This is a genomic window from Pedobacter duraquae (assembly GCF_004362245.1).
GTDB lineage: Bacteria > Bacteroidota > Bacteroidia > Sphingobacteriales > Sphingobacteriaceae > Pedobacter > Pedobacter duraquae.
The window spans coordinates 220,910-240,513 of sequence record NZ_SNWM01000006.1; the positions used below are offsets into that span (position 1 = coordinate 220,910).

At 41.8% G+C, this 19,604-nt stretch carries 15 protein-coding genes; 12 read left to right on the top strand and 3 right to left on the bottom strand.

Annotated features, from left to right (window positions below):
* The first annotated feature begins 73 nt into the window (after positions 1-73).
* The 7 genes from CLV32_RS20625 (at position 74) to CLV32_RS20655 (ending at position 8,216) form a co-directional block, all read left to right on the top strand.
* Positions 74-532, top strand: a complete 459-nt coding sequence (locus CLV32_RS20625) for a MarR family winged helix-turn-helix transcriptional regulator (RefSeq protein ID WP_133558851.1) — start codon at positions 74-76, stop codon at positions 530-532.
* Positions 513-2,873, top strand: coding sequence for a 3-hydroxyacyl-CoA dehydrogenase/enoyl-CoA hydratase family protein (locus tag CLV32_RS20630; RefSeq protein WP_208111069.1), 2,361 nt, complete (start codon positions 513-515; stop codon positions 2,871-2,873). Before CLV32_RS20625 ends, CLV32_RS20630 begins: the two co-directional genes overlap by 20 nt.
* Positions 2,874-2,900: 27 nt before the next feature.
* Positions 2,901-4,076 (top strand): acetyl-CoA C-acyltransferase, encoded by a 1,176-nt coding sequence (locus tag CLV32_RS20635; RefSeq protein WP_133558853.1) that lies wholly within the window; start codon positions 2,901-2,903, stop codon positions 4,074-4,076.
* Between the two features lie 40 nt (positions 4,077-4,116).
* Positions 4,117-5,907 (top strand): acyl-CoA dehydrogenase family protein, encoded by a 1,791-nt coding sequence (locus CLV32_RS20640; RefSeq protein WP_133558854.1) that lies wholly within the window; start codon positions 4,117-4,119, stop codon positions 5,905-5,907.
* 141 nt (positions 5,908-6,048) lie between these two features.
* Complete coding sequence (locus CLV32_RS20645) at positions 6,049-6,540, top strand: FKBP-type peptidyl-prolyl cis-trans isomerase (RefSeq protein WP_166641997.1); 492 nt, start codon at positions 6,049-6,051, stop codon at positions 6,538-6,540.
* A gap of 11 nt (positions 6,541-6,551) precedes the next feature.
* Entirely contained in the window at positions 6,552-7,475 is a 924-nt protein-coding gene (locus tag CLV32_RS20650; RefSeq protein WP_133558856.1) for an FKBP-type peptidyl-prolyl cis-trans isomerase, read from the top strand.
* Between the two features lie 84 nt (positions 7,476-7,559).
* Positions 7,560-8,216 carry a hypothetical protein gene (locus CLV32_RS20655; protein WP_133558857.1) on the top strand — a complete coding sequence of 219 codons (657 nt, stop codon included), beginning with the start codon at positions 7,560-7,562 and terminating at the stop codon, positions 8,214-8,216.
* Between the two features lie 20 nt (positions 8,217-8,236).
* On the opposite strand, the gene CLV32_RS20660 is transcribed toward CLV32_RS20655, so the two are convergent.
* Positions 8,237-9,538: a cryptochrome/photolyase family protein gene (locus tag CLV32_RS20660; RefSeq protein ID WP_133558858.1), complete on the bottom strand. Its 1,302-nt coding sequence runs from the start codon at positions 9,536-9,538 to the stop codon at positions 8,237-8,239.
* A complete protein-coding gene (locus CLV32_RS20665) occupies positions 9,538-10,443 on the bottom strand; it encodes a TIGR01777 family oxidoreductase (RefSeq protein WP_133558859.1) in 906 nt (301 codons plus the stop codon). The genes CLV32_RS20660 and CLV32_RS20665 overlap by 1 nt, the downstream gene beginning before the upstream one ends.
* 155 nt (positions 10,444-10,598) lie before the next feature.
* Between CLV32_RS20665 and CLV32_RS20670 the strand changes: the two genes are divergently transcribed.
* From CLV32_RS20670 to CLV32_RS20690, 5 genes are all read left to right on the top strand, one after another.
* Entirely contained in the window at positions 10,599-11,873 is a 1,275-nt protein-coding gene (locus tag CLV32_RS20670; protein WP_166641998.1) for a DASH family cryptochrome, read from the top strand.
* A 71-nt stretch (positions 11,874-11,944) separates the two neighbouring features.
* Complete coding sequence (locus CLV32_RS20675; protein WP_243732377.1) at positions 11,945-12,823, top strand: MerR family transcriptional regulator; 879 nt, start codon at positions 11,945-11,947, stop codon at positions 12,821-12,823.
* Positions 12,824-12,887: 64 nt separating this feature from the next.
* The gene (locus tag CLV32_RS20680; protein ID WP_133558860.1) at positions 12,888-15,683 is read left to right on the top strand and encodes a 2-oxoglutarate dehydrogenase E1 component; all 2,796 of its coding nucleotides are present in this window, start codon (positions 12,888-12,890) and stop codon (positions 15,681-15,683) included.
* Between the two features lie 20 nt (positions 15,684-15,703).
* Positions 15,704-16,933, top strand: a complete 1,230-nt coding sequence (gene odhB / locus CLV32_RS20685; RefSeq protein ID WP_133558861.1) for a 2-oxoglutarate dehydrogenase complex dihydrolipoyllysine-residue succinyltransferase — start codon at positions 15,704-15,706, stop codon at positions 16,931-16,933.
* A gap of 128 nt (positions 16,934-17,061) precedes the next feature.
* Positions 17,062-17,952 (top strand): hypothetical protein, encoded by an 891-nt coding sequence (locus CLV32_RS20690; RefSeq protein ID WP_133558862.1) that lies wholly within the window; start codon positions 17,062-17,064, stop codon positions 17,950-17,952.
* Here CLV32_RS20690 and CLV32_RS20695 read toward each other — a convergent pair.
* Positions 17,949-19,604, bottom strand: coding sequence for a M1 family metallopeptidase (locus tag CLV32_RS20695; RefSeq protein WP_133558863.1), 1,656 nt, complete (start codon positions 19,602-19,604; stop codon positions 17,949-17,951). The genes CLV32_RS20690 and CLV32_RS20695 overlap by 4 nt on opposite strands.

A 19,604-nucleotide genomic window follows, 5' to 3' on the forward strand; every position in this document is an offset into this window, starting at 1 on the left:
TTTAAAAAATTAAAATTTCGACTTGTATTACAAACTTTAATTCTTTAGCTTTGTTATGCAAGCATAGCATTTGATGAAACAACAGGAAACAGTAGATTATTTTTTAAAGGTCGTTTGGCAGAATGTTTCAAATGCCTATAATCAGATAGCCTCTGGTTTTGGTATTACCCAAGCCATTGGTTATATGTTGATTAATATCGAGAAGGAGGGCACAGCAGTATCGAAGCTTGCAGGTTTGCTCGGTGTTAAGGCAACCAGCCTGTCGCGCATGCTGAACAATATGGAGCAACTAGGCTTGATCTACAGGGAAACGGCGGTTGGTGATAAACGCTCTGTGAAAGTTTACCTTACAGATTTCGGTCGTGAAAAAAGGCACCTCGCCAGGGAAGTGGTGATCAACTTCAATGATTATCTGAATAAAGAACTGACGACGCAGGAAAAAAACAATCTGATTGCCACATTACAAAAATTGAATAAACTCACATTAGCATATACAAGCACTATAGAAAATGATGAACAAAAAAATAAATAAGGTTGCTGTATTGGGCTCAGGTATTATGGGGTCTCGTATTGCATGTCACTTTGCCAATATTGGCGTAGAGGTCTTATTACTTGACATTGCCGCTAAAGAGGGGCCAAAAAATGGAATTGTCAATACAGCATTACAGACTGCCATTAAAACGAACCCCTCGCCGGTATACTCAAAAAAAGTAATTTCTAAAATTACTACTGGTAATTTTGAAGAGGATATGGCTAAAATTGCGGGCTACGACTGGATTATAGAAGTGGTTGTTGAAAATCTGGATATCAAGAAAGTTGTATTTGACCAGGTAGAGCAATTCCGTAAACCAGGAACACTGGTTACGTCTAACACCTCAGGTATTCCTATCCATTTAATGGCTGAAGGACGATCGGAAGATTTCAAAGCAAATTTCTGTGGCACACACTTTTTTAATCCGCCAAGATACTTGCGCTTGTTGGAGATTATCCCAACTGCACATACCAGACCGGAGTTGGTTGACTTCCTCATGCATTATGGTGATAAGTTCCTGGGTAAAACGACGGTGTTATGTAAAGATACTCCCGCATTTATAGCAAATAGAGTTGGCGTTTATTCTATTATGGCGTTGTTGCATCTTGTAGAGAAGATGGAGCTTACAGTAGAGGAGGTAGATAAATTTACCGGTCCGGCTTTAGGAAGACCAAAATCCGCTACCTTCAGGACTACAGACGTGGTAGGACTTGATACCATGATCAAAGTCTCGAAAGGCCTATACGACAATTGCCCGGAAGATAAAGCCCACGATTTATTTAAATTACCTGGCTACGTAGAAAAAATGGAGGCCAATAAATGGCTTGGGGATAAAACCAGTCAGGGCTTTTATAAGAAAACTAAAAACGCCGAGGGTAAAACAGAGATCCTGGCCCTGGATCTGAAGACGCTGGAATACAGGCCACAGCAAAAGGTGAAATCTGCTACCCTTGAACTTACAAAATCTATTGAAAAGGTAAAAGACAGAATGAAAGTCTTTGCTACAGGTAAAGATAAAGCGGCAGAGCTTTTCAGGGCATCATCGTTTGGTCTTTTTGAATATGTTTCGGATCGTATTCCTGAAATATCCGATGAGCTATACCGTATTGATGATGCGATGCGTGCTGGTTTTGGCTGGGAGTTAGGTCCTTTCGAAGTTTGGGACGCTGTGGGAATCAAGGAATCATTGGAGGGTATGAAACAGTATGGACATGAGGCTGCCGCCTGGGTACAGGAAATGCTTGATGCCGGACATAGTTCTTTCTATAAAGTTGAAGATGGGATTCGTAAATATTATGATATTCCTTCAAAAAGTTACAGGGCTGTTCCAGGTGCAGAAGAATTTATTATTCTTGATAATATTAGGGGTAACAAGACAATATGGAAGAATTCTGGCGCTTCGATCATCGATCTTGGCGACGGTATTTTAAATGTAGAGTTCCACTCTAAAATGAATACAATCGGAGGCGATACCCTTCAGGCAATTAATAAAGCAATAGATCTTGCAGAAAAAGAATATAGGGGTTTGGTTATCGGTAACGATGGAGCCAATTTTTCTGCCGGCGCCAATGTGGGGATGATCTTTATGATGGCGGTTGAGCAGGAGTGGGATGAGCTAAATATGGCGATCCGGCTATTCCAAAATACCTCAATGCGCATCAGGTACTCTGCTATACCAGTCGTGGTAGCGCCGCATAACCTTACTTTAGGTGGCGGCTGCGAATTCAGCTTACACGCAGATCACGTCCAATTAAATGCAGAAACTTACATGGGCTTGGTTGAATTTGGTGTTGGCGTAATCCCTGGTGGTGGCGGAACAAAGGAATTTGCTTTGCGTGCTTCGGATGAATATAAAGAAGATCAGATTGTGCAAAATGCATTAAAAGATCGCTTCCTTACTATTGGTATGGCTAAAGTGTCTACCTCGGCGGTGGAAGCCTTTGAGCTTGGATACCTGCAGAAAGATAAGTACGCGATAAGCATGAACAGAAGTAGGCTTATTGCTGATGCAAAGGCAAAGGCAATTGAACTGGCAGAAGCTGGATATACACAACCAGTGCGACGCAAGGATATCCGTGTTCTTGGCAAACAAGGGCTAGGCATTGTGTATGCAGGAGCGAATACCATGTATTCAGGTCACTATATTTCTGAACATGATAAGAAAATATCTGAGAAATTAGGTTGGGTGATGTGTGGTGGCGATTTATCTTCTCCAACGGAGGTTACGGAGCAATATCTGCTTGATCTCGAAAGAGAAGCATTCCTGTCGCTATGCGGAGAACGCAAAACCCTGGAGCGCATCCAGAGCATTGTAACCAAAGGCAAACCTTTAAGAAACTAATTACGAATAACTAACCAGTAGAAAAAAATGGAAGCTTATATAATAGCAGGATATCGTACCGCAGTAGGGAAAGCACCTCGTGGTGTATTTCGTTTTACAAGAGCCGATGATCTGGCTGCAGAGGTAATCAGGGAGTTAGTAGCATCGGTACCTAATCTGGATAAAGAACAGGTTGAGGATGTTATTGTTGGAAATGCTACACCTGAAGCTGAGCAGGGGTTGAATATTGGGCGTATGATTTCACTGATGGGGCTGGATACTGATAAAGTTCCCGGTGTAACAGTAAACAGATATTGTGCATCCGGCCTGGAGACAATAGCCATGGCAGTGGCAAAAATTAAAAGTGGCATGGCTGATTGTATCATCGCCGGCGGTGTCGAGGTCATGTCAGGAATGCCCTTTGGCGGTTGGAAGGTGGTTCCAAATCCAGAGGTTGCACAAAAAAATCCGGATTGGTATTGGGGTATGGGCCTCACAGCAGAAGCTGTAGCCAATGAATATAAGGTGAGTCGGGAAGACCAGGATGAGTTTGCTTTCCAGTCCAATATGAAGGCTGTGGAAGCCATTAAAAATGGGCACCTGAAATCTGGTGTTCTTCCCATCACGGTGAATGAAAATTACCTGGACGACAATATGAAACGTAAAACCCGGAGTTACGTTGTCGATACCGACGAAGGTCCCCGTGCTGATACGTCGATTGATAAGCTTGCGAAGCTTAAGCCAGTATTTGCGGCCGATGGCAGCGTTACCGCCGGTAACTCTTCTCAAACTTCTGATGGGGCAGCCTTTGTGCTGATTGTATCAGAGAAAAAAATGAAGGAACTGGGGGTAGAACCTATTGCCAGGTTGGTAAGTTATGGTGTGGCAGGTGTTCCGCCCCGGATTATGGGTATTGGCCCGATTGAGGCTATTCCTAAAGCATTAAAAATGGCGGGAATGACTCTGGATCAGCTTGACCTCATAGAATTAAATGAAGCATTTGCGTCGCAGTCGCTGGCTATCATTCGAACATTAGGGCTGGATACCAGTAAATTAAATGTGAATGGCGGCGCTATTGCACTCGGACATCCGCTTGGTTGTACAGGAGCGAAGCTATCGGTACAGCTATTTAATGAATTGAAAAGAAGAGATCAGAAATACGGTATGGTAACTATGTGCGTTGGAAGCGGACAGGGTGCTGCCGGAATTTTCGAAATGTTATAACCTATAAACCTACAGGGCGCTGTCCTGAAACAAAAAAAGTATGGAAACTACTGATAAAAAAACAATTAAGGGTGGCGAATTCCTGATCACGGAAACGCAGTTCCAGGATGTATTCATTCCTGAAGAGTTTGACGAAGAACAAACCATGATTGCCCAAACCTGTCGCGATTTCCTTGCTGCGGAGGTTTTTCCTAATCTGGATAGAATAGACAGTCAGGAGGAGGGCTTAATGGAGTCGTTGTTAACCAAAGCTGGTGAACTTGGTATTCTGGGTGTTTCCATTCCGGAAGAATATGGCGGTTTTGGTAAGAACTTCAATACCTCTATGCTTGTAGCCGATGTAATCGGTGCAGGACATTCATTCGCTGTAGCACTTTCAGCGCATACAGGAATCGGAACATTGCCAATCCTATATTATGGAAACGAAGAGCAGAAATCTAAATATGTGCCTAAATTGGGTACTGGTGAGTGGAAAGCCTCTTATTGCTTAACAGAGCCTAACTCTGGCTCTGATGCGAACTCTGGCCGTACTAAAGCTAAACTTACCGAAGACGGAAAACATTATGTCATCAACGGACAGAAGATGTGGATTACCAATGGCGGTTTTGCAGATATCTTCATTGTTTTTGCGAAGATAGATAATGACAAGAACCTTACTGCATTTATTGTTGAGCGTGACTTTGGTGGTATCACCATGAATCCCGAAGAACATAAAATGGGAATCAAAGGGTCTTCAACACGTCAGGTGTTTTTTAACGATTGCCATGTGCCAATTGAAAATATGCTTTCCGATAGAGAGAATGGGTTTAAGATCGCTGTAAACATATTGAATATCGGAAGGATTAAGTTGGCTGCTGCAGCGGTGGGTGCATCTAAAACTGTAATAGATACTGCGATCAACTATTCTAACGAGCGTATCCAGTTTGAACGTCCGATATCTAAATACGGAGCAATCAGATTTAAGATTGCAGAGATGGCTACGAAAGTATATGCTGTCGAGTCTGCAAACTATCGTGCCGGGCAAAATATTGATGATGCTTATGATGCTCTAGTTGCTGGTGGGATGGATGCCAGTAAGGCAAAACTAAAATCTACAGAGCAGTTTGCGGTGGAATGCGCAATTCTTAAGGTTTGGGGTTCTGAAGTCCTGGACTATGTAGTGGATGAGGGTGTTCAGATCTATGGCGGCATGGGCTTTTCTGCTGATGCGCCGATGGACAGAGCTTATAGAGATGCCCGGATTAACAGGATTTTTGAAGGAACGAATGAGATCAACAGACTGTTAACGGTAGACATGATGCTAAAACGCGCCATGAAAGGTGAACTTGATCTGATGACACCGGCAACTGCTGTTGCAGGGGAGCTGATGTCGATCCCTGATTTCGCTGAGCCGGATGAGACGCTGTTTGCTGCAGAGAAAAAAGTGATACAGAATCTTAAAAAGGCTACGTTAATGGTAGCCGGGGCTGCTGTTCAGAAATTGATGCTTAGTTTGTCAAAAGAGCAGGAGATCCTGATGAATATCGCAGATATGGCCAGTTATGTGTATATCGCCGAGTCAGCAATGCTACGCACTGAGAAGCTGGTAAGCCTGAAAGGTGAGCAGGCATGTGCCGGACAGATTAACATGATGAAAATCTATTTTGTGGAGGCTGTTGATGGTGTAGCTAAAGCAGGTAAAGAGGCGCTCTGGGCATTTGCCGATGGTGACGAGCAACGGATGATGCTGGTTGGGTTGAGAAGATTTACCAAAATGGATCCTTTCAATGTTAAAGATGCCCGTCAGAAAGTGGCGCAGGAATTAATCGCTGCAAACAAATATTGCTATTAACAATTATTAACTAAATATTGTCTTGATGGCGACCGTCCCGTATCTGATATGGGGCGGTTTCTTTTTTTAAGGACCGGATACAACTTGTTAAAATTCGTTAAATATTGCGCTATCCCTAATAAAACAGTATTTTTGTGCAATATGTTAAAAAATGCATTTTTAGCAATGTGTATGGTGCTTATGTTAGCGCTTGTTTCTTGTGAGAAACCAGTGGCTTACGATAAAACTGTGCAGCTGAAATTGGATGTTGACTCCATAGAAAGGTTTGTTAAAGCTAACGGCATTGCTGTCACGAATGATGGTACAGGCTTATTTAGCCAAATTTTGACAAAGGTTGACGGGACGGGTACACTGGAGGGCACGGATATGCTCACAGTAACATATACAGGTAGATTATTAAATGGCGTAGTTGTGGAAAGATTGGCAACACCAGATAGTTTACTTTATTCAAGCGTGACTGAGGGTTGGCGAAATGGATTGAAAAAAATTCCGATGGGTGGTCGCATCAGGCTGATCATTCCTTCAACGATGGCATATACCAATAAGACGGTGGGACTTATACCTGCAAATTCAAATTTGGATTATACGATTGACCTGATTAAAATTACAAAATTAAAAACCGTTAAAAATTAAATAAATATAAAATGCTAAAAAGGTTATCATCATATACTTTTGCTTTACTGAGTGTCTTTATCTTAATCAGTTCTTGTAAAAAGGAATATGAGTCTATTGAAAATATTGATGATGCAAAGATTCAACAGTATATTTCGACCAACAAGATTACTGCTACAAAAAATGACAAAGGAATCTATACACAGATTGTGAGTCAGGGTATAGGGGATCTTTATCAAAATACAGATTCTGTTTTGTATCGTATAACAATTAAATCAATTACTGCAGGTACCTTGTACTATGCAGACTCCCAAAATGGTAATGCATCCTCGTTGGTAGCCTATACAGGTTCTATCGTTATTCCATTGCAGTCCTTGTCAATTTCCGTACCTGCTTTGCGTGAAGCTATTCTTGCACTTAGACCTGGTGGAGTAGCAAAACTTTTAATTCCGTCAAACCTTGCGTATGGAAAGAATGGTTATGATGTAGCTAATGTGATCAGTATACCGTCAAATGAGCCTCTTGAAGTTACGATTACAACGCTTTCAGATAAGTCACAGTCAGCTCTGGATGACAAACTTATTCAGGCATATATCGCAAAAAATAAATTGACGATGACCAAAGATCCTTCCGGCGTATATTATAGTATTGCGACACGCGGTGTAGGATCAGTTGTTATCAACAAAGGAACAACGATTAGTGCTAATTATACTGCAAGATTACTTGACGGCACTGTGGCTACATCTGTAACCGACGGTACTTATTCGGGCGTTACACTGGTGACATCTGGTCAACCGGCTGGTTGGATGAAAATAATTCCAATGGTAACAGCCGGTGGGAAGGTTAGAATGATTATTCCTTCTACTTTAGCTTATGGAAACTCTTATTCGAGTGCGATTACTGGTAATGCCGTTCTTGACTACGATGTTGAAATCTTAACTGCTATAAATCAGTAATTTGCCAAATTTTGTGATTTATTTTCACAGTGGTAAAATTCTTGGGAATGATTTCTATTTTTAATAAAATTAAATCATTCCCAAATGAAAAAAGTTATTTACACGCTCGCGTTGCTCTCGATAGCATTCGCATCATGCAGGAAAGAACAGGCCAGTTCGCCTGTACAAGTACAGCCAAAATTAGAAAACGGTTACTATCCGTTAGGAACTGTAATTCCATTATCACCCACGCCAGTGCAATTGGAACGTGGAAATCATGATTTGTCGTATATTCCGGAATATACTTGGGCGCCTGGTGGTCACCAACAATTTGCAAAAGGAACATTTGGTTCCGGTGATGAAGTAGCGAGGTCTGTAAATGGGTATTATTCATTATTTATACAGGCTGATGGCAATTTAGTCTTATACAAAAGGTCTACTCCAAATGGTTCGTTGATACCGACAGCACTCTGGGCAACTGATACAAGTCATAGTTATCCTTCAGCAAAGTTTTCAGATACAAATGGTATCATATCTTTGCTTGCGCCAAGCACTAGCGGGCCTGTCAATTATTGGGTGTCCAATGTCTCTAGTGGATCGACAGATGCTATCTGGGTGCTACAAGATGACGGTAACTTCGTAGGCTATACTCATTATTATTTAGGGGCGGGTGCAATAGTAATCACTGGTGCTCCGTTTGCAGCCACTTTTACTGACGGTGGCAGACGAAGTGATGTATTTGGTCGCGTAGGTAGAGTATAACTCCTGTTGTGCTAGGATAATTAACTTAGCGCTTCTTTAAATACACGTAATATTCTTTCTCTGGCAAAGGTATGCTCAACTATTGGTTGGGCATATTTTTTTGTATCGAACTCCGGGATCCACTTTTTAATGTATTTAAACTGAGGGTCGAACTTTTTAGTCTGCAACTCTGGATTAAATACCCTGAAGTACGGTGCTGCGTCGTTGCCGCAGCCACATGCCCATTGCCAGCCGCCAACATTGCTGGCCATCTCGTAGTCAAGCAGTTTTTCGGCGAAATAAGTTTCTCCCCATCGCCAGTCTATCAATAAGTGCTTTGTTAAAAAGCTACCAACAATCATCCGGACCCTGTTGTGCATAAATCCAGTGGCGTTTAATTGTCTCATGCCAGCATCAACAATGGGGTAACCTGTTTCGCCTTTACACCAGGCTGCAAATTCATCTTCGTTATTCCGCCATTTGATATTATCGTACGCAGGCTTAAAACTATCCTTTTGTACTTGCGGGAAATGCCAGAGAATCATCATATAGAAGTCGCGCCACGCCAATTCGGATAACCATTTGTTGGCTTTCTCTTCAAGAGCTGTTCTCGCGGCCTCGCGAATGCTGGCTGTACCGAAGCGAAGGTGAAGGCCGATATGCGTTGTAGCGTCGTCTGCCGGATAATCTCTGCGTTGTTCATAACCTGCAAGTTTGGCCTCAAAATTAATTGGAGGGAAGGCCTGACTAGATTGCTCAAAACCTAACGATTTAAGCGTAGGGTTATGGAAAGGTTCAGTTTTCAGGAACTGACCAAAATATTTATGGGTAGGGTAGGAGCTGACGAAGAAGTCGTTCATTTTTTTTTCCCACTGTCTGAAGTAAGGAGTGAATACTGTATAGGGCTTGCCGTCTGCCTTAACTATTTCGCTTTTTTCAAAGATAACCTGATCTTTGGAGGTCTTAAAAGTTATTCCTTCCGAACGGAGATACTCGGCTAGCGCCCCGTCCCGTTCTTGAGCATAAGGCTCATAGTCATGGTTGGCAAAAACGTGTTTCACAGTGTAACGTTCAAGTAATTTACCCCATGCTTCCTCAGGGGTACCATGCAAAATCAATAAGTCAGAACCTGTTTTTTGCAGCTCTTGTCTGATTGTAAGCAAGGTGTTGTAAATAAAGGTTACCCTGGCATCATCTTTCTGACTGAGGTTGTCGAGAATTTTTGTGTCAAATATAAATATTGCTAACACTGGAACGCCTGATCTAAGCGCATGGTACAGTGCTGCATTGTCATGTAATCTCAAATCTCTGCGCAGCCAGCAGATCGTAACTTCTTTTCTCATCAATTGTAAATATCGGATAATGCTGCTTCTAGTTGGTTAAATTTGAAAGAAAAGCCTGTGTTAAGGATTTTTTGAGCAGAGGTATTTGTGCTGCTTAATGCCACTACGCTCATTTCTCCGAGCAGAAGTTCCAGGATTTTTGATGGAACAGAGAATGGCCATATCGGACGGTGCAAGACTGTCCCCAGAGCTTTAGTAAGCGTGGCGTTCGTTACGGGGTACGGTGCACAGGCATTAAACGTCCCCATGATGGTGATGTCTTTCAGGGCATACATGTACATGGAAACCATATCGTCCAGGTGTATCCAAGGTACCCACTGTGTTCCTGTGCCCAGAGGGGCGCCTGCAAAAAACTTAATTGGTTGCGCCATTGCTGGCAATGCGCCCTGTTTTTTACTGAGAACAACTCCAGTTCTGAGCTTTACAATCCGTAGCCCCAGCGTCTTTCCACGGTCTACCGATTTTTCCCAAGCTACACAACATTCAGGTAAAAATCCAAATCCGGCAGGCGTCTCTTCTGTTAAAATCTCGTCTCCGCAATCCCCGTAATAGCCTACGGCAGACGCCGAGATGAATGAACTGACGTCGTGTTTGATTTTGCCAAGAGTCTGGTATAGCAAAGCCGTTGATTCAACCCTGCTGTTAATAATCTCTTTTTTGCGTTTCTCCGTCCATTTGCCATCAGCTATATTCTCTCCCGCCAGATGGATAATCGTTGTTACTCCTTGAAATGCACTTTCGTCAATAGCTGCCTTTTGCACATCCCAGAGAAATACATTCACCCCCGAAATCTTTTGCTGATGTCTGCTAAGAATTGATACCTGATGTCCTTCTTGCAGTAATTTTTTGATCAGTGCGGTACCGACCATGCCCGTAGCCCCTGTGAGTAAAACATGATTTCTCATCTTACTATAACTTTTAACGTTCTCAATGGTTTTAGAAAGACCTGATTAAATGTTTTTATGCCGATTTGTTTTGGCTATGTAAATATTACTATAGGTATGCCTGCTATGCATAAATTTCGTATATTTTTGCGAATCTAGAAAGACTATCATACAATATGGTGAAATCAAGGAAAATACTGGTTTGGTTCAGAAACGATTTACGGCTGCACGACAACGAGATGCTCGTTGAGGCAATAGCGAAATCTGATAGTATCCTTCCTGTTTATTTTTTTGACCCCAGGCATTTTGAAGGCAATTCAGAGCACCAGAATAAATCTGGTTTGATCCGGACACAATTTTTAATTCAGAGCCTGTATGCTTTAAGGAAGTCTTTTGAAGCTTTAAATGGAAATATTCTGATTCTTCAGGGACGCCCGGAAGATCATATTCCAGCGCTTGTTCAGCAATATGACATCGCCGAAGTCTATCACCATCGTGAAGTTGCGCCCGCCGATACCGAGGTTTCTGCAAATGTAGAAGATCGGCTGTGGAAGCTTAAGATCAACCTCAAGCATTTTATTGGGCACACACTATATAATAAAGAAGACCTTCCTTTTCCAATCAAGGATATCCCTGATGTCTTTACTCTTTTTAAGAAAAAGACAGAAAGAGATGCTATTATCAAGGCTTGCTTCCCTGCTCCCCAGGAGATAATTTTCGCTGAATCTGAAAATTGGGGAGATATTCCAACATTAAACGTTCTATATCCGGATACTGTTATTGCAGATCTTCCTTCAGACCTTCACGGAGGGGAACAGGAGGGGCTGCAACACTTGGATGCAATTTTGGCAGCCGGATCATCTATTTATCTAAAAGGTAACAAGGGGCCTGATAAAACGATGTATGTTTCCAGACTTTCACCATGGTTGTCTGTGGGATGCCTCTCGCCCAGACAGGTGTATTGGTGTGTGAAATCTGCAGAAGAACGTAATGGCAGCAACCCGAACTTTAATCAGATCTTTTTGGGCTTATTATGGCGCGACTACTATCGGTTTATGTTTAAAAAACATGGTATCGGTTTTATCAAAACGGCACTTGATCAGCTCAATGAATTGTCAGAGGTTTCCGATGAGGAAATTCTACTTGATCAATGGAAATCGGGAATGACTGGTCATACGTTGGTCGACGCTCTGATGCTGGAACTCAATAGTTCTGGATTTATCTCTTACCAGGGGCGCACGCTCGTTGCTACATTCTTGATCCACGTGTTAAAACTGGACTGGACAAAGGGAGCAATCTATTTCGAAGAAAAGCTTGTTGATTATGCACCGGCAAGTAATTGGGGAAATTGGGGAAGGATTGCGGAATCAGCTAATGAACCAAAACCGAAGAATGCATTTGATATAGAAAAGACACTGAAATTTCTTGCCTCTTTCGATCTTGTAAATTAGTATTTGTAAAAAAAAAAGATAAACAGAACTTCTTTTGTAAACAAAGTTGTTTAACATTTGTTGTGTAAATCGTGAGGAAATATTCAATAAGTGACATCGAAGGCCTGATCGGTATCAAAGCGCACACTATCCGCGCATGGGAAGTCCGCTACAACATTGTTCCTCCCAGAAGAACTCCAACTAACATTCGCTATTACGATGAAGATGATCTGAAGTCTCTTCTGAATATTGTTGCCCTGAACGAAAATGGGTATAAGATCAGCAAGATTGCTCAAATGAGTAAAAAGAACATAGCTGATCTCGTTACACAACTTAAAACAGACTGGAATAACAATACAGTACAGGTGCTCAACCTTTCTGATGCAACGTTGAAGTATGATGAGATCGCTTTTTCTGAAATCCTTGCCGGTTGTATTAAGGAGATGGGTTTAACGAAAACCATGGATATCGTATTGTTTCCTTTTATGAAGCGCATCGGAATGCTTTGGCAAACGGGGACAATTGATCCCTCTCATGAACATTTTGCTTCCAATCTGATCCGTGACCGGATTATCGTCGAGATTGATAAATTAAAAAAACCGATACTTAAAGACCCAAAACGCTTTCTATTGTTTCTTCCTGAGGCGGAAATGCATGAAACAGGTCTGCTGTTTGCCAGATATCTACTTAAACGCTGTGGTCATGATACCCTTTATCTCGGACAGGAAATCCCATATACCGATGTCAAAAAGGTAGTCGAATCATATAAGCCTGATTATGCTTTTATCGTGCTTACTTCTTTAAATCTTGGGAAAGATATCAATAAAATACTCGGAAAAGTAATGGACAACCTAAATGTTCCGTTATTAGTTGCAGGAAGTTTAATCTCAGAATTCGATATTCTGGTTGATGATCATTTAAAGCCACTTAAGAATGTGTGCGATATCGTCGATTTCCTTGAAGAAATATAAAGAAATTTGCCTGTTTTGTGAGGTAAAATCCTAATTTTGCAACACTTATACCAATTACAACATAATGGATAATTTATCTTATCTCAGTGGCGAAAACGCCGAATATATCGATTCACAATATCAAGCGTATAGACAAGATCCTGATTCAGTAGAATTTGGATGGCGTAAATTTTTTGAAGGCTTTGATTTCGGAAGAGAAACTCCTCAAGCATCGGTGAGTGCAGCAGCACCGGAGCATTTTTTGAAAGAAGTAAATGTATTGAACCTCATTAACGGATACCGTACCAGAGGGCATTTATTTACAAAGACAAATCCTGTTCGTGAGCGTAGAAAACATACGCCAACGCTGGAACTGGTAAACTTTGGCTTGAGTGATGCCGATCTGAATACCGTTTTTAATTCAGGTGTTGAACTAGGTATCGGTGCAGCAAAGCTTTCTGATATCATTGCTTTCCTTGAAAAAACATATTGTGGTTCTGTTGGTGCCGAATACAAGTTTGTGCGCACACCAGAAGTGCTCAGCTGGATCGAACATAAAATGGAGTCGGTACGCAATACACCGAGCTTCTCTATTGATGAGAAAAGGAGAATCCTTAAAAAACTGAATGAAGCAGTAAGTTTCGAGAATTTTCTGGGTACTAAATTTTTAGGCCAAAAGCGTTTTTCTCTAGAGGGCGCTGAAGCATTAATTCCAGCGTTGGATTCAGTTATTGAAAAAGGTGCTGAGCTGGGTATTGAAGAGTTCGTAATTGGAATGGCTCACCGCGGCCGTCTTAATGTGCTCGCCAATATCATGCAAAAAACCTACATGGATATTTTTGCGGAGTTTGAAGGTAAAGGATACAGCGCAGAATCTCCTTTTGGAGGCGATGTAAAATATCACCTGGGTTACTCTACCGATGTAACAACAAACAATGGTAATAATGTGCATTTGAGTCTCTGCCCTAATCCTTCTCACCTGGAAACAGTGAATGGGGTGGTTGAGGGGATGACGAGATCTAAGATCGATTTTAAATATGATGGCGACAATGCCAGAATTGCGCCGATCTTAATTCATGGTGATGCATCTATTGCCGGACAAGGTATCGTGTATGAGGTTATTCAGATGGCTGGCCTTGATGGTTACAAGACAGGTGGAACAATTCACCTGGTGATTAATAACCAGATCGGTTTTACAACAAATTATAAAGACGGACGTACCAGTACATATTGTACAGATATTGCCAAAGTAACCTTATCTCCTGTATTCCATGTGAATGGTGATGACGTAGAAGCATTGGTATATGCGATTAATCTGGCTATGGAATATCGTCAGCGCTATAAAAATGATGTCTTCATTGATATTTTATGTTACAGACGTTTTGGTCATAATGAAGCGGATGAGCCTAAGTTCACACAGCCGTTATTATACAAGGCTATTGAGAAACACGCAAATCCGAGAGATATCTATATCCAGCAATTGATTGGTGAAGGTAAGATGGAAGCGAGCCTGGCAAAGGAAATGGAAAAAGACTTCCGTAATATCCTTCAGGAACGTCTTAATGACGCCAAAGAAATTACTTCTACATATAAAGATGTTAAATTTGGTGGGGCATGGGCCGAAATGCGTATCGCTACTGAAAAGGATTTTGAAGTATCTCCGGATACTACAGTTCCTGAGGCCGAATTGCTTGATATTGCAAAGAAAATAAGCACACTGCCAGCAGAAAAGAAATTCTTCAAAAAAATTGAAAAGCTTTTTGACGAGCGCAGTAAAATGGCGACTACATCTCACATCTTTGATTGGGCGATGGGCGAGCAGTTGGCTTACGGTACTTTACTTGATGAAGGCAAGCGTGTAAGACTAAGTGGGCAGGATGTTAAACGTGGTACGTTCTCTCATCGTCATGCTGTGCTTACACTTGAAGATTCAGAAGAGGAGTATACACCGTTAAATAATGTTTCTGAAAAACAGGCTGCATTTGATATTTTTAACTCACATTTATCTGAATACGGCGTTCTTGGTTTCGAATATGGTTATGCCATGGCCAATCCGAATGCCCTGACGATCTGGGAAGCTCAATTTGGAGATTTCTTTAACGGAGCGCAGATCGTAGTTGATCAATATATTGCCAGTGCAGAAACAAAATGGCAGAGAGAAAACGGTTTGGTTATGTTGCTGCCTCACGGGTACGAAGGCCAAGGTCCTGAACACTCTTCAGCACGTATCGAACGTTTCATGGAGCTTTGTGCAGACAACAATATGCAGGTTGTAAACTGTACTACACCGGCAAATTTCTTCCATGCGATCAGACGTCAGTTTGCACGCGACTTCAGAAAGCCTTTGGTAGTATTCTCTCCAAAAAGCTTATTACGTCACCCTAAATGTGTTTCTCCGCTTGCTGATTTCACATCTGCTAATTTTAAGGAAGTAATTACTGATGCGAATGTTAAACCGGCTGATGTTACACGGGTATTATTCTGCTCTGGAAAAATCTATTACGAATTGCTTGAGAAACAACAAACAGATCAGATTAAAAATGTAGCAATTGTTCGTGTAGAACAATTATACCCTACACCACTTGCTCAGATGGAAGCTGTATATGCATCCTTCAAAAATGCAAATGAAGCAGTGTGGGTACAGGAAGAACCAGAAAATATGGGCGCATGGCCTTACTTGTTGCGTAAAACAAGAAAGACTACCTTTAATGACATCGAAGTGATCTCAAGAAAAGAGAGCAGTAGTACGGCGTCTGGCTATGCTAAGCAGCACGCCGATCAGCAGGCGTACATCATCGCTAAATCTTTCGAGGTTCCGGTAACTGAATCTGTTAAAAAGATTGCAAAGAAGTCAGCTAATAAAGTGTATAACGAAGATTAAAAAAATATAATACATCAGTTATGAGTATAGAAATAAAAGTTCCGCCAGTAGGTGAGTCAATTACTGAAGTTGTTTTATCCCGTTGGGTGAAAAATGATGGTGATGTTGTAGAAATGGACGAGATTATTGCTGAATTGGAATCTGATAAAGCAACATTTGAGTTAACTGCAGAGCAGGCCGGAACTTTAAGAACAGTAGCTAGCGAAGGTGACACCCTGGCTATAGGCGCTGTTGTTTGCAAAATTGAAGATGGTGGCGCTGCGGCACCAAAAGCTACTGAAGCGGCTCCTGCAGAAAAAGCTGCCGTTGCTGAAGATAAAACTTCGGCGGCCCCTGTTGCTGAAAAATCTGGTGATAGCTACGCTACAGGAACTCCTTCGCCAAGTGCAGGAAAGATCCTTGCCGAAAAAGGAGTGGATGCTGCGGCAGTAAAAGGTACAGGTGTTGACGGACGTATTACTAAAGAAGATGCCTTGAAAGCGGAGAGAGCACAAGCAAAAGCTCCTGAAAAGGCGGCTCAAGCTCCAGCTGCCCCAGTTGTTGCTGGTGCTAGAAACGAAAGAAGACAGAAAATGACGCCTTTGCGTAAAACTGTCGCTAAGCGTCTTGTGGCGGTGAAAAATGAGACGGCAATGCTGACTACCTTTAACGAGGTAAATATGAAACCGATCATGGACCTGCGTGGAAAATATAAAGATCAGTTCAAAGAAAAATATGGCGTAGGTCTGGGCTTCATGAGTTTCTTCACAAAAGCAGTTTGTGAGGCTATGAAAGATTTCCCTGCTGTAAACGCGCGTATTGATGGTGAAGAATTGGTTTACAATGATTTTGTAGATGTTTCTATCGCTGTATCTGCACCTAAAGGTCTTGTTGTTCCGATTATCAGAAATGCAGAGAGCATGAGTCTTGCACAGATTGAAAAAACTGTTATCGAACTTGCTACAAAAGCACGTGATAGCAAATTGACGATTGAAGAAATGACTGGTGGAACGTTCACGATCACTAATGGTGGGGTATTCGGATCTATGATGTCTACTCCGATCATCAATGCTCCTCAGTCAGCAATCCTTGGTATGCACAATATCATTGAGCGCCCAATTGCTGAAAAAGGTGAAGTGGTGATCCGCCCAATGATGTATCTGGCTTTATCTTACGACCACAGAATCATTGACGGACGTGAGTCTGTAGGTTTCCTGGTTCGTGTTAAACAACTATTGGAAGATCCTGCACGTTTGCTGCTAGGTATCTAACATAAATAAATCACAGAAAGCGGCTTTCCTGAATAAGGAAAGCCGCTTTTTTATTGACTTTTTTAATTTTTTGGTCATATAAAAACGAGCAGGTGATTTTCTGGCATTTTTTAATCTACTTTTATGACTTGAAAAAATGCCATTTGCTATTCTTTTTACTCGTATTTGGTAAAAGACTAAGCGCCCAGGAAAACCTGACTGCCGCCCCTTCAACCGTAACAACCGGTAAAAGTATCTTCTCTCCAAAGAATTCTAGAAATTTTTCACGTAAAGGAGACTTCTTTGCTTCATGGGGCTATAACAGATCCTGGTTCGGAACCAGTGATATCAATTTCCGCGGACCGGGATATGATTTCACGTTACGTGATGTGGTGGCGCATGACAGGCAATCTAAATTTGGTTCAGACTATTTCAATCCTGCAAAGATTTCTATTCCACAATATGACCTCCGCATAGGCTATTACTTTAAGGATAATTATAGTATCTCCTTAGGCTGGGACCACATGAAATATGTGATGGATATTCCGCAACGCGTGCGTATCGACGGCTATATCGATCCATTAATTTCCAGTCCCGGACATCCCAGCGGAAATATGGCTGGTACTTATAATGGGCAGGAGATAGACGTGAAGGAGGCAATGCTAACTTATGAGCATACCGATGGCTTTAACTATGCGAGTCTTGAGATCCAACGCGATGACGATATTTGGGTGTCTGCATCACAACGCAGATCTTTTACACTTGAGACAGGTCTGGGTGGAGGTGTGTTTGTTCCAAGAAGTGATGTGCATCTTTTTGGCCTGGGCAGAAACAACCACTGGAATCTTGCTGGCTATGGATTTTCTGCAAAGGCCGGACTGAAGTATTACTTTACCCGGGGTCTATACCTTCAGAATAGTACAAAAATAGGTTATTCCAATTTAACAAATGTGCATACTACCGGACGCGATGATATTGACCGCGCAAGCCAGAAGATTAACTATCTAGAAAACTATACCATCTTGGGTTACCAGTTTTAATCGACCTTTTTGATCTGTATATAAAAATCAGGATCCTGTGCAAAATCTGCTGCATCAATACTGATCTTCATCTTTTTCCAGCTTTCAGTGGGATAGATAATTGTGAATTGATCTTTTGCCGTACTCACCTTCACGGGCATGTCAAAGCCTTTAACATCTGTAACCCATCGGTAGCTTAACTCCTGACCAACAATCTTGTATTCCAGGGTTGGAATTGCTGCATGCCGCAGGTACTGATCAAAAACCTTGCTTAGTTTTAAGCCACTTTGTTTGGAAAGAAATGTTTCTACTTCTGCCGTAGTTACAGTCTTATGGTAGAATTTCTGATTCAGACCTCGTAATATTGACCTGAATTTTGAATCATCATTGATGAGCTGTCTGATCAGGTGGATCATGTTTGCTCCTTTATAATACATATCACCAGAACCTTCTTTATTTACGTTATAAGGGCCGATAATTGGCACATCATTACGGATGTTTTTTCGTATCCCTCTAACATATTCAGCGCCGGCCTGCTTGTTGTCTATGCATTCGGTAAACAGGGCTTCTGAGTAATTGGTGAAGCTTTCATGGATCCACATGTCGGCGATATCTTTCGAGGTAATGCTGTTTCCGAACCACTCATGGCCACTTTCGTGAACAGTAATAAAGTCGAACTTCATACCGAGGCCGGTTTTTGAGAGATCTCTTCCGAGGTATCCTTTTTGAAACCCATTGCCATAAGCAACAGCACTCTGGTGCTCCATCCCTAAATGTGGAGCTTGTACCAGCTTGTAGCCATCTTCATAGAAAGGGTAGTGGCCAAACCAATTTTCAAAACAGGAAAGCATAGGCTTCACATCGGCATCCCAGTGTGGTCTTGCTACTGCAGAGTCTTGTTTCAATGACCAATAATCAATACTTAGATTTCCTTTCTCACCAGCAAATTGATCAGTCCAATGAGCATAGTCTCCTATGTAAAAAGTAACATCATAATTATTGATGGGGTTGCTCACAAACCAGTTAAATTGTGTTGTTCCGTTATTTTTCTGAACAATGCTACGCAGTCTGCCATTCGATATTTCCTTTAAATTCTGAGGTACGGTAATGCTTATCAAAATACTGTCCACCTCATCACTTTGATGATCTTTGTTCGGCCACCAACAGCTGGCGCCTAAACCCTGACAAGCTACAGATACCCATGGCTTGCCTGCTTTATCCTTGCTGAAAATAAAGCCGCCGTCCCAGGGCGGTCTTTTTCCTACGATCGGCTGACCGGAGTAATATACTGTGAAAGCATCTTTTGATCCCTTTTTAACCACTTTAGGGAAACTTACAAAGACAGCATTAAATTCCCGTTTAAAGGGTAGTTCCTTTCCTTGATAAATAACCTTGTCAACATTAAGGTTTGCGAAAAGATCAAACTGCAGCCTGCTGAAATCCTGCGTAGCAGTAAAAACAAACTCATTACTCCCCTGGATAGATTTCTCATCAATGTTAACTGCTACGTCCAGGTGGTAGTAATTAATATCATAGCAGCTTCTCAAAGGTGTTAGCATGCCGCGCAGACTATCTGCACGTGTGTAGCTTTCTTTGTGCTGGAGAAGTTGTGCCTTGCCTGTAAATTGGATGAATAAGATCAGCAATAAACTAAGGCCAGTATATTTAAACAT

What these genes read in the sequence shown, in the direction of transcription:
- CLV32_RS20625 (WP_133558851.1), top strand. Translation starts at nt 74, where the DNA reads ATGAAACAACAGGAAACAGTAGATTATTTTTTAAAGGTCGTTTGGCAG.
- CLV32_RS20630 (WP_208111069.1), top strand. Translation starts at nt 513, where the DNA reads ATGAACAAAAAAATAAATAAGGTTGCTGTATTGGGCTCAGGTATTATG.
- CLV32_RS20635 (WP_133558853.1), top strand. Translation starts at nt 2,901, where the DNA reads ATGGAAGCTTATATAATAGCAGGATATCGTACCGCAGTAGGGAAAGCA.
- CLV32_RS20640 (WP_133558854.1), top strand. Translation starts at nt 4,117, where the DNA reads ATGGAAACTACTGATAAAAAAACAATTAAGGGTGGCGAATTCCTGATC.
- CLV32_RS20645 (WP_166641997.1), top strand. Translation starts at nt 6,049, where the DNA reads ATGTTAAAAAATGCATTTTTAGCAATGTGTATGGTGCTTATGTTAGCG.
- CLV32_RS20650 (WP_133558856.1), top strand. Translation starts at nt 6,552, where the DNA reads ATGCTAAAAAGGTTATCATCATATACTTTTGCTTTACTGAGTGTCTTT.
- CLV32_RS20655 (WP_133558857.1), top strand. Translation starts at nt 7,560, where the DNA reads ATGAAAAAAGTTATTTACACGCTCGCGTTGCTCTCGATAGCATTCGCA.
- CLV32_RS20660 (WP_133558858.1), bottom strand. Translation starts at nt 9,538, where the DNA reads ATGAGAAAAGAAGTTACGATCTGCTGGCTGCGCAGAGATTTGAGATTA.
- CLV32_RS20665 (WP_133558859.1), bottom strand. Translation starts at nt 10,443, where the DNA reads ATGAGAAATCATGTTTTACTCACAGGGGCTACGGGCATGGTCGGTACC.
- CLV32_RS20670 (WP_166641998.1), top strand. Translation starts at nt 10,599, where the DNA reads ATGGTGAAATCAAGGAAAATACTGGTTTGGTTCAGAAACGATTTACGG.
- CLV32_RS20680 (WP_133558860.1), top strand. Translation starts at nt 12,888, where the DNA reads ATGGATAATTTATCTTATCTCAGTGGCGAAAACGCCGAATATATCGAT.
- odhB (WP_133558861.1), top strand. Translation starts at nt 15,704, where the DNA reads ATGAGTATAGAAATAAAAGTTCCGCCAGTAGGTGAGTCAATTACTGAA.
- CLV32_RS20695 (WP_133558863.1), bottom strand. Translation starts at nt 19,604, where the DNA reads ATGTTTAAATATACTGGCCTTAGTTTATTGCTGATCTTATTCATCCAA.